A 15,749-nucleotide genomic window follows, 5' to 3' on the forward strand; every position below is an offset into this window, starting at 1 on the left:
CGGCGTCAGGCTCCGTTGTTCGGACCGCCCGAGTTGGCGCCAGGGATATCGGTGATCGGGAAGTTCGGCATCGGCGGCGGTGACGGTGTGGCCGGCAGCGACGGGATCTCCGCGGCGGGCAGATCGGTGAGGTCGTTGACCGGCGGACCGTTTTCGCGGCTGCCGTAGCTGGTGCCGGGTTTGCGTTCGCCGAGCATGTGGGTGACGGTCACCAGGTGGTATCCGTTGGCCTTGAGCACCGGGATGAACTGGTACACCAGATCCACGGTGGAGGAATAGGTGTCGTGGAAAAGCACCACCGAATTCGGCTTGATCTGGGTCATCAGCATGTAGCGGGTGGCGGCGGTGTTGGCGTCGTTGAACCAGTCGAACGGGATGACATCCCAGTTGATATCGGCCAGGCCCTGTTTGGCCGCCTCGGCCAGCACGGCGTCGTTGACCAGGCCGCCCGCGGTGCGCACCAGTTTGGGCCGCTGACCGGTGGCCGACTCGATGGCGTCACTGGCCTTGCTGAACTGGGCGGGGATCGCCTGCGGCGGGATGGTGGTCATGTTGGGGTGTTCCCAGGTGTGACTGCCGATTTCCATCCCCGCGTCGGCCACGCGTTTGGCGCCTGCGGGATTGGCCGCCACCTTGTTGCCGATCAGGAAGAAGGTGGCCTTGGAGTCGGTGTCGGCCAGGATCTTGAGCAGCCGGTCGGTGTACGGGCCGGGGCCGTCGTCGAAGGTCAGCGCCACGCATTTGACCTTGGCGCAGTCCACCACATCGGGATCGTCACGACGAATATGACCGGACAGCCCGCCGATGATCAGTACCGCGACGGCGGCGACGACACCGACGACGGTCCACAGCCAGGCATGTCGTGACACCTCAGCAGCCTACCGGCTGGCTATTTGTGGAGCCGCAGCCGTAATGGTTACGGCTGCGGCTCCACAAATCACGCTCAGGGCAGGGCTTCGGGGCTGATCTCCTCCAGCATCTCGGTGACCAGCGCCGCGATCGGCGAGCGCTCGCTGCGCATCAGCGTGATGTGCGCGAACAGCGGGTGCCCCTTGAGCTTCTCGATGACGGCGGCCACGCCGTCATGCCGGCCTACCCGCAGGTTGTCACGCTGGGCGACGTCGTGGGTGAGCACCACCCGCGATCCGGCGCCGAGACGGGACAGCACCGTCAGCAGCACGTTGCGTTCCAGGGACTGCGCCTCGTCCACGATGACGAACGAGTCGTGCAGGGAGCGGCCGCGAATGTGGGTGAGCGGCAACACTTCCAGCATCCCGCGGGAGAGCACCTCTTCCAGCACCGCCGGGCTGGCGAGGCCTTCCAGGGTGTCGAAGACGGCCTGGGCCCACGGCCCCATCTTCTCGCTCTCGCTGCCGGGCAGGTAGCCCAGGTCCTGCCCGCCGACGGCGTACAGCGGCCGGAATACCACCACCTTGCGCTGCGTACGACGCTCCAGCACCGCCTCCAGCCCGGCGCACAGCGCCAGCGCCGACTTTCCGGTGCCGGCCTTGCCGCCGAGCGAGACGATGCCGACCGACTCGTCGAGCAACAGATCAAGGGCGACGCGCTGTTCGGCTGACCTTCCCCGGAGGCCGAACACTTCGCGATCGCCGCGGACCAACTGGACCCGCTTGTCGGCATTCACCCGTCCGAGCGCCGAGGAGGTGCCGCCCAGCAGCCGAACACCGGTGTGGCAAGGCAGATCCCGTGCGGTGGCCAGGTCCAGCTCGCCGTCGGCGAACAGGGTGTCGATCTCCTCGGCGCTGACGTCGAGTTCGGTCATCCCGGTCCAGCCCGAGGTGACGACGTCCTGGGCGTGGTATTCGTCGGCCGTCAGGCCCACCGCCCCAGCCTTGACGCGCAGCGGGATGTCCTTGCTGACCAGGGTGACGTGCTTGCCCTCGGCGGCCAGGTTGGCCGCGCAGGTCAGGATGCGGGCATCGTTGGTGTCGGTGCGGAAGCCCACCGGAAGCACCGTCGGATCGCTGTGGTTGAGCTCGATGTGCAGCCGCCCGCCCAGGGTGCCGACGGGGATCGGCTGGTCCAGCCGACCGTGCTCCAGGCGCAGGTCATCGAACAGGCGCAGGGCTTGTCGGGCGAACCAGCCCAGTTCGTGATGATGCCGTTTGGCTTCCAGTTCGCTGATGACCACGAGCGGCACCACGACTTCGTGTTCTGCGAAGCGGGTGCACGCCCACGGATCGGACAGCAACACGGAAGTGTCGAGCACATAAGTCCTGATCGGCGAATCACTCACGAGGCGCTCCTCAGCCCGCGCGGCCCCGCGAAGGCAATTCGGCGGGCGCTGCGGCACCAGGACCGGGGCCGGTCCCGTTCTTGTCGAAACGTTCGGGTACCGCCCGGACAGCAAAGCATGTCGCTAGCCATCACTTGCGACGCTACTCCCGGTGCGCACGCTGTGCGCGTCAGGCGCGCCGCGCCAACCGGCACAACGGGTTACGCGCGCGTGAACTCTCGTAACACTGGTTCCTCGGCCAGCCCCCAGGCGGTCAGCCGGTCCGCGATGACGGCGCGTCGCGCGGCCTCGTCGAAGATGCCGGCCGCGGCGACGGTGGCGATCTTGTCGGTGTAGGCGTCGATATCTCCGCCCACGACACCGAGCTCGCGGGCGCGGGCCGCGATGGCCGCGACGGTCTCGTCACGCTTGGTTTCCAGGCAGTGCGCGACCAGGTTGGCGAAGAACACCTCGTGGCGCTCCTCGTCGGTGGCGATCTTGCCGATCAGGCCCTTGAGGATGGGCTCTTCGATCCGGGCTTCCAGATTGCGGCAGAACACCGCGTGCTGGCGCTCGAAGAACGCCATGAAGACCAGCGTCTCGATCTGGCTGAGGCGGTCGGCGCGGTAGCCCTTCATCACGTGCTCGACGCGGACGTCCTCATTGGCCGCCGGGTCGATCTCCCGGGTGACCACCAGGTAGTTGCGCAGCGCGATGGCGTGCAGGTGCTCCTCGGCGGTCCAGCGGCCCAGCCAGCGACCCCACTTGTCCTCCAGGATGAAGTGTTCGACCAGCTCACGGTGATATCCGGCGAGGTTGTCCTTGGTGATGAGCAGGATTTCGCAGGCGTCGGTCACCGGCTTGGGCAGGGTGACCTGGGACGGGTCCCAGTCCTTGCCGCCGAGGAACGCGAAGTTCTCGCCCTGGTCGAACGGAACGTAGTCGTGGCCGTACCACATCACTTCCGTCGCGAGATGGCGAGACAGGTTCTCCTCGACGACCGGCTCGAGTTCGAGGGTCAGCGCATTGGGAACAGGTTTCTGTGCCATACAGTAACTGTAACCCTCATACACACGTTCTTAAAAATCGACGCGCCCGCGGGTCAGAGCGTCAGCCCGGGGTACAGCGGGTTGGCCGCCAGCAGCTCCGCCGACGCGGCGTGCACGCGGTCGGCGGTGCCGTCGGCCAGCGCGTACTTGGCCTTGGAGCTGCCTTCGGGCTGTGTGTTCTCGAGCACCTCGACCACCAATTCGGCCACCCGGTCGAAGTCGTCGGCGCCGAAACCGCGGGTGGTCAGCGCGGGCGTGCCGAACCGGATGCCGCTGGTATACCAGGCCCCGTTGGGATCGTTGGGGATGGCGTTGCGGTTGGTGACGACCCCGGCGTCCAGCAGCGCCGACTCGGCCTGCCGGCCGGTCAGCCCGAACGAGGTGACGTCCAGCAGCACCAGGTGGTTGTCGGTGCCGCCGGTGACCAGGCGGGCGCCGCGCTTGAGGAAACCGTCGGCCAGCGCCTTCGCGTTGTCGGCGATGGCCTGCGCGTAGTCGCGGAAGGCCGGCTGACGCGCCTCGGCCAGCGCCACCGCCTTGGCGGCCATCACATGCGAGAGCGGACCGCCCAGCACCATCGGGCAGCCCTTATCGACGGCCGGGGCGTACTCCTCGGTGGCCAGTACCAGGCCGCCGCGCGGGCCGCGCAGCGACTTGTGCGTCGTGGTCGTGGTGACGTGCGCGTGCGGCACCGGATCCTCGTCGCCGGTGAACACCTTGCCGGCGACCAGGCCGGCGAAGTGCGCCATGTCGACCAGCAGGGTGGCGCCCACCTCGTCGGCGATCTCGCGCATCTTGGCGAAGTTGATCCGGCGCGGGTAAGCCGAGTAGCCGGCCACCAGGATCAGCGGCTTGAATTCGCGGGCGGCGGCGGCCACCGCGTCATAGTCGATCAGCCCGGTCTGCGCGTCGGTGCCGTAGCTGCGCTGGTGGAACATCTTGCCGGAGATGTTGGGCCGGAACCCGTGGGTCAGGTGCCCGCCGGTGTCCAGCGACATGCCCAGCAGGCGCTGGTTGCCCAGCTTGTTACGCAGCGTCTCCCAGTCCTGCTCGGACAGGTCGTTGACGTGCTTGGCACCCAGGGCCGCGAGCTCCGGCGCTTCCACCCGGGTGGCCAGGATGGCCCAGAACGCGACCAGGTTGGCGTCGATGCCCGAGTGCGGTTGGGCGTAGGCGTAGGGCGCACCGAACAGCTCGCGGGCATGCTCGGCGGCCAGCGCCTCGACGGTGTCGACGTTCTGGCAGGCCGCGTAGAAGCGGTGGCCGATGGTGCCCTCGGCGTACTTGTCGGAGAACCAGGTGCCCATGGTCAGCAGCACCGCCGGGGACGCGTAGTTCTCACTGGCGATCAGCTTCAGCGAATCCCGTTGGTCGGCAAGCTCTTTGCGGGTGGCCGCCGCGACCCGGGGTTCGACCTGCTCGATGACCTGCAGGGCGGCCTGGTAGGCCTCGCTGGCGGTGGCGGCGTAGTCCGCACCCAGGGCACTGACGGTCGAGTCTGCAGTCATGACCTACAGCCTATCGCCCTCCGACGACGCTGTTTACCAGGCCGAGCCCGCCCTAGGCGACCCGCAGCGCGGACGGGATCAGCGGCTCGTCGAGCAGGCGCCCGAACCGTTCGGTGAGCGACACCTCGGCCGGGCGGGCGTCCAGCCAGCCCCGCAGCAGCCGGTAGCCCTCGACGTAGGTGCTGGTGTAGGCGCGCCACAGCGGCGAGGACAGGAACTTCAGCATCTGCCGGGCCCGGCTCTCCGAGGTCAGCAGCCAGGTGGACAGGTAGGACACCACCTCGTCGACATCGCGATGCTCGTCGTGCAGCATGAGCGCGGCGTCCTGGCGGACATCGGCCAGCGCGGCCGACGCCTCGGCCACCGCCACCGCGCGCTCCCCGTCGAAGCGCAGGCCGAGGTCGGCGTAGATCTCTTGGGCCCACCCACCCCAGTTCGAGCCTTGCACGGCGTAGAGCGCCAGATCGGCCAGTCCCTCGGCCATCAGGCACTGGGGGGTGTTGACCAGGAAGATGGTCTGCTCGGCCTGGCCATAGCTCTCGACCAGCCCGGCCTCTTTGCGGCAGTGCTCGGTGTGATGGCCCGGGTAGGACTCGTGGGCCACCAGCCGCGGCAGATTCGACATCTGCTGCTTGAGATCGGCGTTCACCGCGACGGTGGAGGTGTAGTCACCCAGGTAGTAGTTGAATCCCGACCACGGCTTGTCGGTGACCACCTCGTAGGTGATGGTCTCGCGATCGGGCAGCGGGAAGGTGGCCCGGACCCGGTCCCGCAGCGCCGACGAGAAGGCGTGGATGGCTTCCTCCAGGCGCTGCGGCGGGATCTCCTCGGCACTGCGGTAGGCCTGCATCCGCTCGGCCAGCGAGCCGGTGCCGCCGACAACCTCGTCGAGCTTGCGATGCGCGTCGCGGTAGCGCTGCGGGTCCCCCTTGACGATGTCGACGTCGAAGTACTCGCGCACCTCCTCGACGAACCCGACCTGTTCGCCGGCGAACTTGCGGCCCGCACAGGCCAGCGCCTTCAGGTGCGCCGAGAGATAGTCCGCGCGTTCCGGTTCCAGTCCACTGCCCGGCACCTGCGCCAGCAGTCGGCGCGCCTGGCGGGTCAGGTCGGCGGGATCGGGCGCCGGCTCGGCGGCCACCTGGCGGCGCAGCTGCGGATCACCGGTGAAGGAGTCGACGTAGCCCTCCTCCAGCCGGTCGAAGCGCAGACCGAGAAGCAGATAGTCGCGAATCAGGGCCTCTGAATCCGTACCGGCGTCCATGCCCACAACCGTAGATGCAAGACTGACCGCATGCCGCGGCCGAGTGAGCCGAGCCCATATGTGGAGTTCGACAGAGCGCAGTGGCGCGCGCTGCGCATGGCCACGCCGTTGAAGCTGTCCGAGGCCGAGCTGCGCGGGCTGCGCGGCCTCGGTGAGCAGATCGACCTACTGGAGGTCGAAGAGGTCTACCTGCCGCTGGCCCGGTTGATCCACCTGCAGGTGGCCGCCCATCAGCGGCTGTTCGCCGCCACCTCCGAATTCCTCGGCGAGCAGACGCCCGATACCCCGGTGCCCTTCATCATCGGGGTGGCGGGCAGTGTGGCGGTGGGCAAGTCGACCACCGCCCGGGTGCTCAAGGCGCTGCTGGCCCGGTGGGAGCACCATCCCCGGGTGGACCTGGTGACCACCGACGGTTTCCTCTACCCCAACGGGGAGCTGGGCCGGCGGAACATCATGCACCGCAAGGGTTTTCCGGAAAGCTACGACCGCAGGGCGCTGATGCGCTTCGTCACGGCGGTCAAGTCCGGCGCCGAAGCCGTTTCCGCGCCGGTGTATTCGCATCTGCTGTACGACATCGTGCCCGGCGAGCACCAGATCATCCGCCAGCCCGACATCCTCATCCTGGAGGGGCTCAACGTCTTGCAGACCGGTCCGGCGCTGATGGTCTCGGACCTGTTCGACTTCTCGCTCTACGTCGACGCCCGCATCGAGGACATCGAGAAGTGGTACATCTCGCGGTTCCTGTCGATGCGGGCCGGCGCGTTCGCCGACCCGGCGTCCCACTTCCACCACTACTCCACCCTGACCGACGATCAGGCGATCTTCGCCGCCCGCGACATCTGGCATTCGATCAACCGGCCCAACTTGATCGACAACATCCTGCCGACCCGGCCCCGTGCAACCCTGGTGTTGCGCAAGGATTCCGACCACTCGATCAACCGGCTGCGGCTGCGCAAGCTCTGAGCCCGGCGTACTGCACGCTGCCGATCACCAAGGTGTACAGCGCACCGCCCAGCAGCAGCGCCACGCCCCACCCGGTCAGCGGCCAGATCCCGGCGACCTCGACGGCGATGAAGCCGACGGTGAACAGCGCGTTGGCGGTGATGGTGGCGATAGCGCCGGGGCACACCCGTTCGCGCCCGGCCAGCCAGTAGACCGTCGGGCCATAGGCGAGGAAGAAGATCCCCAGCCCCAGTTCGACGGCGGTGGGCAAACCGGTCAGCGACGCCAGCCGGCCGGGGGCGACGACGAATGGGATGCCGGTGATCCCGACCAGCACGGCGTCCAGGCGCATGGCGTAGCGCAGCAGTCCGTCACGGGGGCGAGTGGTGGTGGCGGTGATCGTGGTCATCGAGCAGTCCTTTCGGGGGAGGCGACGAGGGACCGGTGCGGGGACATCACCACAACCTCTATGGGGACGGCCCCGCACCGGGCGGGCGGGAGTCACGCCAGACGGCGCACTCCGAGGTACTGCAACCAGGCGCAGCCGAGCGTGGCGGCGACGACCACCAGGGCCAGCGCCACACCCGCGGCGGTGAGCGGCAGGACGCCGGCGATCAGCACAGCGCTCGTTGCGACCGCGATGAGCACGTTGGTGCTGACGACGCCGATCCCGATTCGCCGCAACGCCGGGGCGGCGGCGAGCAGGTAGAGCACGGCGCCGTAACACACCAGGGCTGCCCCGATGATCCACTCGCCGGCTGCCGAGAGACCGGACAGCCGCGACAGCGGATCGGCCGTCATCGCCACGAGCAGGCCGACGCCCGCACATATCGTGGCGTCGGCGCGCATGACGAACCGGAGCAGGGAATCCGTACTGTCGGACAGCGGTGGTCGGGTCAGTGTGGCGGTCATGTCAGCTCCTCGTCGTTGAGGTGTCATCGAGGTGTCTTTGACATGCTCGACAGTGCGCGAAAACCGCTGCCAGGTCTGCACGCGTCGCTGCCAGACACTGCCAAGCCCAGCTCAGCGGGCGTCGACCACCTGCCAGGCGCGCAGGTCCGCCGCGATCACCCGGGCCGCCGCGTTCTGCCAGTTGTGCAGCGACCGCTGCGGCACCTCGGTGGCCAGCCACTGCCAGGCCCGCCGGGCGACCGGATCGAGCCCGGCCGCGGTGGCGTTCTGCGCGTAGGCCCGCACCCCCGCGACGTAGGGGAAGTACAGCGCGTTGTAGTGCCGCCACTGTTCGCTGGTGCCGAAGTCACCACCGTCGCGGGGCTTGAGCGCGGCGATGCGGTCGGCCAGCAGTGCCTTGAGTTCGTTGGCCCGTTCCAGCGGCTGATCCGGTGCGCCGCGGGCGGCCAGCCGGGCGTCGATGATCGGTAACGCGGTCAGCGGGCTGGCCACCAACTTGGACAGGTCGCCGTAGTGGCCGAGGGCACGGCGGGTCAGCCGGGCGAACGTCTCGTCGTCGATCTGGTCCAGCGGGCTGTCCTTGCGCAGCGGCAGCGCGGCCTCGGTGCGGCGCAGCGCGGCGCGATCGGCGCGCAGCACCGGAGACCGGGAGAACGTCACCCGGTCCAGCAGCCCGGCCAGCGGATCGGCGAGCACGTTGATGGTGACGGCCACCGCGATGCTGGTGAACAGCAACACCGTCAAGGGCAGCCGCGCCGACGGGCCCGTCACGGCCAGCCCGATCAGCACCTGCACACCGAACAGCAGCGCCACCACCGCCGTCGCCGCGAACGACCGCAGCATGTCGGCGCGCAGCGCCTGCCCCTCGTCGAAAGCGTCCGACAGCGCGACGGCAATGCCCAGCAGCGCCACGTCGAACCCGGTGGACGCCAACGCAAGCCAGCTCGGCACCAGTTCCAGCGGGATCACCAGGATGGCGTTGCCCAGGGCGAAGAACAGGGTCGCCACCAGGACGAAACGCCGCACCGGCCTGGGCTGCGCAGGGCGCAGCGTGGTGGCGGCCATGGCCCCGAGCGCCGATACCGACACCGCGGCGAACATCAGCCAATGCCCGGCGCGCAGCGGACCCGCGACGCTGCCCGCCAGCGCCGCACCGGTGAAGCCCACCGCGGCCACCACGGCGACCGCAGTGAACTCCCGCACCCGGCGGGGCGGGTTGTCCTGCGGCCGGGACAGTTCCAGCAGCACCGCGAACCAGAACACCCCGGGCAGCACCACCAAAAAGACCTCGACCCGACCGGGGGCCGCCGAATCGGTGGTCACCCGCACCGCATCGAGGGCGACGACGGTCGCGAAACTGGTCAGCCCCGCCGCAGCCAACGCCAGTACGGGCTTACGCGGATTCCGCGCGAGCAGGTACAACCCGAGCCACCAGCTGAGTGCGAAGAGCACCGCCGACAGCCCGGCCATGGTGGTTACAGGCCGTGGCGCCGATGGCGCCGGGTGTAGTCGCGCAGCGCGCGCAGGAAGTCGACCCGCCGGAACGCCGGCCAATGCGCCTCGGTGAACCACATCTCCGAATATGCGCTCTGCCACAACAGGAATCCGGAGAGGCGTTGCTCACCCGAGGTGCGGATCACCAGATCCGGGTCGGGCTGTCCGGAGGTGTACAGGTTCTCCGAGATGGCATCGACGGTGACCGATTCGATGAGCTGTTCGGCAGTCGCCCCGTTTGCCACTTCCTTGGCCAGCAGGGCCCGCACCGCGTCGACGATCTCCTGCCGGCCGCCGTACCCGACCGCCACGTTGACGTGCAGCGAGCCGGGGCCGGTGATGCCGGTGCTCACGGTTCCCTCGACGGCCTCCCGCAGCCGGCGCGCCGGCTCCTCACCGAGAAGTTCCAGGTCACCGACGGTGCGCACACTCCAGCGGTTGGCCGGGGCGCAGATCTCCTCGACGACGTCGGTGATGATCTCGATGAGCGCGGACAGCTCCTCGGGATCGCGGCCCAGGTTCTCCGTCGACAACAGGTACACCGTGGTGAGCTCGATTCCGGCGGCCTGGCACCAGCGCAGCATCTCGGCGATCTTCGCCGCACCCTTGCGGTAGCCGTAGCTGACGTCGTCATACCCGGCATCGCGCGCCCAGCGCCGATTCCCGTCGCACAGCACCGCGATGTGGCGAGGGAGTTCGGATTTCGACCGCTGCAGTTCGTTGCGCAACCGCATCTCGTACAGCCGGTACGCCGGCTCCTTGAGACGCGGGGGAATGATCTCCACGAAAATCAGACTACTGTGGCGACCAAGATCCCCCATGCCAGTCAGTGGAGGTGACAGACAAATGACGACACCGATCGACGCCACCAAGCCCTACCGGTCCGCGGCGGGCATCACGCCCGGCTACGACGAACCCGGCGACCTGCCCGCCGTCGTCGTCGACGGGGTGGCGCAGTTCCTCGGCAGGCCGCGCGCCCGCGGCTGGATCCACGTCTACTCCGCCGTGGTCGCGTTCATCGCGGGCGCGGCATTGGTCTCGGTGTCCTGGGCGATGCGTGGCCTGGAGGCCGGGCTGGCCACCCTGCTCTACACCTTCACCATCGTGGCGATGTTCGCGGTCAGCGGCACCTATCACCGGGTGACCTGGAAGTCTGCGAACGCCCGCAAGTGGATGAAGCGGGCCGACCACTCGATGATCTTCATCTTCATCGCGGGCAGCTACACGCCGTTCGCCTTGCTGGCCCTGCCGTCGAACAAGGGCCTGGTGCTGTTCTGGATCGTCTGGGGCGGGGCGATCGCCGGTGTGCTGTTGAAGTCCTTCTGGCCGTCGGCGCCGCGCTGGGTGGGCGTGCCGCTGTACATCCTGTTGGGCTGGGTGGCGGCCTGGTTCATCGGCCCGATCATGGACGGCGCCGGGGTGGCCGCTGTCGTGCTGTTGATCGTCGGCGGTGCGCTGTACAGCATCGGCGGGGTGCTCTACGGGCTCAAATGGCCCAACCCGTGGCCGACGACGTTCGGGCACCACGAGTTCTTCCACGCGTGCACCGCGGTCGCGGCGATCTGCCACTACATCGCGATGTGGTTCGCGGTCTTCAGCGGCTAATCGCTGGTGACGTTGTCCGGGCCCCAGTACGCCTTCATCGACGTGATCTTGGCGTCCGCGTCGAAGGACATGACGCTGATGATGTCGATGCTCATCCCGGTGCCGTTGCCGAAGTCCAACGACAGTCGCCAGTAGAAGGCGGCCTCGTGGCCGAGCGCGCGCAGCGTGTGGATTTCGGTGGTGCCCTTGACGTTCTCGATGTTGGCGTAGAAGCCGCGGATGGCCTGCCGCCCGATGTGCACCTCACCGCCGACCGGATCCTCGACGGTGGCGTCAGAGGCGTACAGCTCGGCGACGTCGTCGGCCGCGCCGCTGGCGACCAGCTCGAGGTAGCGGTGGACGGTGGCGGTGATCTGCTCGGGACTGGGCATGGGCCGCACGCTACACGGCCCGGCTCAGCGCCGCGGCCAGATCCTGGGGCGTCGTCACCGGCAGGTCGCAGACCCGGCCCCGGCACACGTAGGCCGCGTCGCGGCCACCGACGCGGTCCCGGCCGGCCAGCAGTTCGGTGCTGTCGGCGCGACCGCCCACCACGATGGCCCCACCGGGCGCCAATGCCCGTGCTGCGGTGAGGAGTTCGGAGTGGTCCGGGTCGCAGGCCACGGCGATCTGCAGGGGTCCGCGCACCGCCGCCTCGGCGACGGCCAGCCAGTGCCCGCCGGAGCGGGCGGCCTTGGCCAGGATGGACGTCGCGGCCGCCAGCGAGTCCGCAGCAGCCGTCGCGTACCGCGGCACCGAGGTCAGGTGCGCGGCCAGTTGCAACGCTTCGGTGATCAGTGCCGCCCCGGACGGGGTCGCCCCGTCCAGTGGGTCGGCGGGCCGCAGCACCAACGCCTCGGCATCGTCGGCGGTGTCGAACCAGCGACCGCCGACATCGGCGAAGTGGTCCAGCGCGGTGTCCAGCAGGCCGGTGGCCTCGGGCAGCCAGCGGCCCGTCAATTGATACAGCGTCAGCAACCCGGTGGCCAACGCGGCGTAGTCCTCCAGGATCCCCGCACTGGCACCGACCACCCCGCCGAGGCCGGCCCGGCGCAGCCGCCCGTGCACCAGATGCAGGCTCAGCAGCCGACGGGCGCATTCCGTCGCGGCATCCAGATAAGCGGGGCGATCCAGGGCGACGGCGGCCTCGGCGAGTGCGGTGATGGCCAGACCGTTCCACGCCGTGACGATCTTCGCGTCGCGCCCCGGCTGCAACCGCCGCGCCCGCGCGGCGGCCAGGGTGTCGCGCACCCTGGCGAACCGTTCGGGGTCGTCGGGGTCGGCGCGCAGCTGCAGCACCGAGGCGCCGTTTTCGAAGGTGCCCGCCTCGGTCACGCCGAAAAGTGAAGCGGCCCAGGCACCGTCGTCGTCGCCGAGGGCTTCGCGCAGCTCGCCGGGTGTCCACACATAGGTCGACCCCTCCACCCCGCCGGCGTCGGCATCCAGGGACGAGATGAACATCGCACCCTCGCCCAGGTCGTCGATGATGAATCGGGCGGTCTGCTCGGTGACCCTGCGGGCCAACGGATTTCCGGTCCGCCTGGCCCAATGTGCGTACGCCCGCAGGAGCAGCGCGTTGTCGTACAGCATTTTCTCGAAATGCGGCACCACCCAAGCATTGTCGACGCTGTACCGGGCGAATCCACCCGCCAACTGGTCGTAGATGCCGCCGCGCGCCATCGCTTCACAGGTGCGTTCCACGGTATCCAGACCGGTGCCGGTGCGCTCGTGATGCCGCAGCAGCGCCTCCAGCAGCGCCGACGGCGGGAACTTCGGCGCCCGACCGAAGCCGCCGTACCCGCGGTCCTCGTCGCGCAGCACCGCGGCCACCGCGTGGTCGCACAACGTGGGGTGCAGCGCCGGCCCGCCGGGTAGTCCGCCCGCCATGGCGCGCAGTTCACCGGCGATGCCGTCCGATGCCCGTTCCACTTCGTCGCGGCGCTGCCGCCACGTCTCCTCGACGGCTGAGAGCAATTGGAGGAAGGCATCTTTCGGGTAATAGGTGCCCGCGAAGAACGGCCTGCCGTCCGGGGTGAGGAAGCACGTCATCGGCCAGCCGCCCTGCCCGGTCAGGGCGACGGTCGCGTTCATGTACACGGCGTCCAGGTCGGGCCGTTCCTCACGGTCGACCTTGATACAGACGAAGTGCGCGTTGGCCACCGCGGCGACGTCGGCGGACTCGAAGGATTCGTGGGCCATCACATGACACCAGTGGCAGGCGGCGTACCCGACGGACAGCAGGATCGGGACGTCGCGCTCGACCGCTTCGGCCAGAGCCTGCGGCCCCCACTGCTGCCAGTGCACCGGGTTGTCGGCGTGCTGGCGCAGGTAGGGGCTGGTGGCCTCGCCCAGGGTGTTACCCCGTGCTGTCATCCTTGACCTCGCCGGCGGTGCCCTCGTCGATGGCCTGGTCCGGCTCGGGGTGGTCCGGGTCGAACGAATCCGGCAGCCGTTTGAGGTGCCGGTTCATTGACCACACCAGCGCGAAGGTACCGACCATCAGCAGCACCACGACGACCAGGCCCAGCGGGCTGGCCTTACCGAAGTCGGGCCCGGTGTCACGCGGTCCGTCGTCGGCCAGCAGGCCCGCGACCAGTAGCAGGGTGTCGGTCATGGTTCGATCCCCGCGAACAGGTCGGTCTCGGGCAGTTGCACCGGCACGCGAGAGCGGGCCAGTTCGAACTCCTCGGTCGGCCACAGCCGCTGCTGCCACTCGATGGGAGCGTGGAAGAAATCGCCGGTCGGGTCGATCTGGGTGGCGTGGGCACGCAGGGCGTCGTCACGCTGGGAGAAGTATTCGGCGCACTCCACCCGGGTGGTGACCCGACCCTCGAACACGTCGAACTCCGGGTCCCAGTTCTCCAGCCACTTGGCGAAGGGGCCGGTGCGGCCGTGTTTGACGAACTCGTCCTGCAGCATCTGCATGCGCCGCCGCAGGAAGCCGTGGTTGTAGTACAGCTTGGACACCGCCCAGGGCTCGCCCGCATCCGGGAACCGCAGGTGGTCGGCGGCGGCCTCATAGGCGGCAACGCTGACCTCGTGGCACCGGATGTGGTCCGGGTGCGGGTAGCCGCCGTTCTCGTCGTAGGTGGTCAGCACGTGCGGCCGGAACTCGCGGATCACCCGCACCAGCCGCTCGACCGGTTCGGCCAGCGGCACCAGCGCGAAGCAGCCCTCGGGCAGCGGTGGCAGCGGGTCGCCCTCCGGCAGCCCGGAGTCCACGAAACCCAGCCAGTGATGCTCGACCCCGAGGATCTCGGCCGCCTTGGCCATCTCGTCGCGGCGCACCTCGGCGATCCGGCCGTGCACCTCGGGCAGGTCCATCGCCGGATTCAGGATGTCGCCACGCTCGCCGCCGGTCAGCGTCACCACCATGACGCGGGCCCCTTGGGCCGCGTACTTCGCGGTGGTTGCCGCGCCCTTGCTGGACTCGTCATCGGGGTGGGCGTGTACCGCCATCAATCGCAGTTCAGTCATCTCGTCTCATTCAACGGTTTCATCCAACAACCGCGGCCGTCTTCCCTTCATGCCCACCGCTCTATAGTTCCAGTCCTAGGACAAGCAACCGAACGACGGGCAGCCAAAACCGTGACCATCGACCGTCCCGCCGCCCGCTACGGGCGTCAGCGATTGTCTCGCAGGACCCGGCGGCGGGTCGCGATCGGGCTCACCGCATTGATCGTGCTGGCCGGCGTGGCTCTGGCATTCGTGGCCTTCAACCGGCTGGGCAGCGGCGACGTCAAGGGTGAACTGGGTGCATATCGGCTGGTCGACGACCATACGGTGGCGGTCACCATCACCGTGACACGCGCCGACCCGGCACGCCCGGTGGTGTGCATCGTGCGGGCGCGCTCGAAGGACGGCGGCGAGGTGGGCCGCCGGGAAATCCTGGTGCCACCGTCGACCGAGACGTCGGTTCAGGTCACCACCGAGGTGCAGACGACAAAGCCGCCCGTCGTCGGCGATATCTACGGGTGCGGGACCGACGTGCCGGGGTACCTCAGGACCCCTTGATCGGCACGTCCAGGCGACGGCGCAACCAACGCCGAACAGCGAAATCGTGAAAATCCGGCGACCCGCCGGTGGTAGACTGGTCCGATACACGGTTCCGGGTGGAGCCGTGTATTGCTGCTTTAGCGCGCAATATGCGGCTGCGAACGCGGCACCACGCCGCAGCACCCACGCAGCATGAGCGCAGAAAAACAACGACAGGAGCGCGAGGATATGACCGATACCCAGGTCACCTGGCTGACCCAGGAAGCACACGACCGGTTGAAGGCGGAGCTGGACCAGCTGATCGCCAACCGGCCGGTGATCGCCGCCGAGATCAACGACCGCCGCGAAGAGGGCGACCTGCGGGAGAACGGCGGCTACCACGCCGCACGCGAGGAGCAGGGCCAGCAAGAGGCGCGCATCCGCCAGCTGCAGGAACTCCTCAACAGCGCCAAGGTCGGCGAGGCGCCCAAGCAGTCCGGCGTCGCGCTGCCCGGTTCGGTGGTCAAGGTCTACTACGACGGAGACAAGAGCGATACCGAGACCTTCCTGATCGCCACCCGCCAGGAGGGCGTCAGCGACGGCAAGCTCGAGGTGTACTCCCCCAACTCCCCGCTGGGCGGCGCCCTGATCGACGCCAAGGTGGGCGAGACCCGCAGCTACACCGTGCCCAACGGGAGCACCGTCGAGGTCACCCTCGTCAGCGCGGAGCCGTATCACCCCTGAGCACACATGCAGAGGACAGGTCCTCGGCGACGGTTAGGGTT

Annotated in this window: 17 protein-coding genes; 4 read left to right on the forward strand and 13 right to left on the reverse strand. The window is 68.7% G+C overall.

Annotation, left to right across the window (positions count from 1 at the left end; translation table 11 throughout):
• Positions 1–5 precede the first annotated feature (5 nt).
• The 5 genes from SBI67_RS00110 to SBI67_RS00130 form a co-directional block, all read right to left on the reverse strand.
• Entirely contained in the window at positions 6–869 is an 864-nt protein-coding gene (locus SBI67_RS00110) for a polysaccharide deacetylase family protein (RefSeq protein ID WP_266048821.1), read from the reverse strand.
• 74 nt (positions 870–943) lie between these two features.
• The gene (phoH2, locus tag SBI67_RS00115; protein ID WP_024450167.1) at positions 944–2,257 is read right to left on the reverse strand and encodes an RNA 5'-3' helicase PhoH2; all 1,314 of its coding nucleotides are present in this window, start codon (positions 2,255–2,257) and stop codon (positions 944–946) included.
• Positions 2,258–2,457: 200 nt separating this feature from the next.
• Positions 2,458–3,285 carry an acyl-ACP desaturase gene (locus SBI67_RS00120; protein WP_318978627.1) on the reverse strand — a complete coding sequence of 276 codons (828 nt, stop codon included), beginning with the start codon at positions 3,283–3,285 and terminating at the stop codon, positions 2,458–2,460.
• A gap of 53 nt (positions 3,286–3,338) precedes the next feature.
• Positions 3,339–4,793, reverse strand: coding sequence for a glycine hydroxymethyltransferase (locus SBI67_RS00125; protein ID WP_318978628.1), 1,455 nt, complete (start codon positions 4,791–4,793; stop codon positions 3,339–3,341).
• Between the two features lie 52 nt (positions 4,794–4,845).
• Entirely contained in the window at positions 4,846–6,057 is a 1,212-nt protein-coding gene (locus SBI67_RS00130) for a DUF885 domain-containing protein (protein WP_318978629.1), read from the reverse strand.
• Between the two features lie 30 nt (positions 6,058–6,087).
• Between SBI67_RS00130 and coaA the strand changes: the two genes are divergently transcribed.
• On the forward strand, positions 6,088–7,020 hold the full coding sequence (coaA, locus tag SBI67_RS00135) for a type I pantothenate kinase (RefSeq protein WP_266048825.1): 933 nt from the start codon (positions 6,088–6,090) through the stop codon (positions 7,018–7,020).
• Here coaA and SBI67_RS00140 read toward each other — a convergent pair.
• The 4 genes from SBI67_RS00140 to SBI67_RS00155 form a co-directional block, all read right to left on the reverse strand.
• Positions 6,992–7,408 carry a hypothetical protein gene (locus SBI67_RS00140; RefSeq protein WP_318978630.1) on the reverse strand — a complete coding sequence of 139 codons (417 nt, stop codon included), beginning with the start codon at positions 7,406–7,408 and terminating at the stop codon, positions 6,992–6,994. The genes coaA and SBI67_RS00140 overlap by 29 nt on opposite strands.
• A gap of 92 nt (positions 7,409–7,500) precedes the next feature.
• On the reverse strand, positions 7,501–7,911 hold the full coding sequence (locus SBI67_RS00145; protein ID WP_318978631.1) for a hypothetical protein: 411 nt from the start codon (positions 7,909–7,911) through the stop codon (positions 7,501–7,503).
• A gap of 111 nt (positions 7,912–8,022) precedes the next feature.
• Positions 8,023–9,381, reverse strand: coding sequence for a hypothetical protein (locus SBI67_RS00150; RefSeq protein ID WP_318978632.1), 1,359 nt, complete (start codon positions 9,379–9,381; stop codon positions 8,023–8,025).
• Positions 9,382–9,386: 5 nt separating this feature from the next.
• Complete coding sequence (locus SBI67_RS00155) at positions 9,387–10,190, reverse strand: (2Z,6E)-farnesyl diphosphate synthase (protein ID WP_318978633.1); 804 nt, start codon at positions 10,188–10,190, stop codon at positions 9,387–9,389.
• A gap of 61 nt (positions 10,191–10,251) precedes the next feature.
• On the opposite strand from SBI67_RS00155, the gene trhA reads away from it, so the two are divergent.
• Positions 10,252–11,010, forward strand: coding sequence for a PAQR family membrane homeostasis protein TrhA (gene trhA / locus SBI67_RS00160; RefSeq protein WP_318978634.1), 759 nt, complete (start codon positions 10,252–10,254; stop codon positions 11,008–11,010).
• On the opposite strand, the gene SBI67_RS00165 is transcribed toward trhA, so the two are convergent.
• Genes SBI67_RS00165 through mca form a run of 4 tightly spaced genes read right to left on the reverse strand, consistent with a single transcriptional unit; the run spans position 11,007 to position 14,466 of the window.
• Positions 11,007–11,381, reverse strand: coding sequence for a nuclear transport factor 2 family protein (locus SBI67_RS00165; protein ID WP_318978635.1), 375 nt, complete (start codon positions 11,379–11,381; stop codon positions 11,007–11,009). The genes trhA and SBI67_RS00165 overlap by 4 nt on opposite strands.
• Before the next feature lie 10 nt (positions 11,382–11,391).
• Positions 11,392–13,362: a thioredoxin domain-containing protein gene (locus SBI67_RS00170; RefSeq protein ID WP_318978636.1), complete on the reverse strand. Its 1,971-nt coding sequence runs from the start codon at positions 13,360–13,362 to the stop codon at positions 11,392–11,394.
• Positions 13,346–13,603 carry a hypothetical protein gene (locus tag SBI67_RS00175; RefSeq protein ID WP_318978637.1) on the reverse strand — a complete coding sequence of 86 codons (258 nt, stop codon included), beginning with the start codon at positions 13,601–13,603 and terminating at the stop codon, positions 13,346–13,348. Before SBI67_RS00175 ends, SBI67_RS00170 begins: the two co-directional genes overlap by 17 nt.
• Positions 13,600–14,466, reverse strand: coding sequence for a mycothiol conjugate amidase Mca (gene mca, locus SBI67_RS00180; protein WP_318978638.1), 867 nt, complete (start codon positions 14,464–14,466; stop codon positions 13,600–13,602). Before mca ends, SBI67_RS00175 begins: the two co-directional genes overlap by 4 nt.
• Before the next feature lie 111 nt (positions 14,467–14,577).
• On the opposite strand from mca, the gene SBI67_RS00185 reads away from it, so the two are divergent.
• Positions 14,578–15,003 carry a DUF4307 domain-containing protein gene (locus SBI67_RS00185; RefSeq protein WP_318978639.1) on the forward strand — a complete coding sequence of 142 codons (426 nt, stop codon included), beginning with the start codon at positions 14,578–14,580 and terminating at the stop codon, positions 15,001–15,003.
• Between the two features lie 210 nt (positions 15,004–15,213).
• Positions 15,214–15,708, forward strand: a complete 495-nt coding sequence (gene greA / locus SBI67_RS00190) for a transcription elongation factor GreA (RefSeq protein WP_024450182.1) — start codon at positions 15,214–15,216, stop codon at positions 15,706–15,708.
• Positions 15,709–15,749 lie beyond the last annotated feature (41 nt).

This window comes from Mycolicibacterium chengduense (assembly GCF_033741155.1).
Classification (GTDB): Bacteria; Actinomycetota; Actinomycetes; order Mycobacteriales; family Mycobacteriaceae; genus Mycobacterium.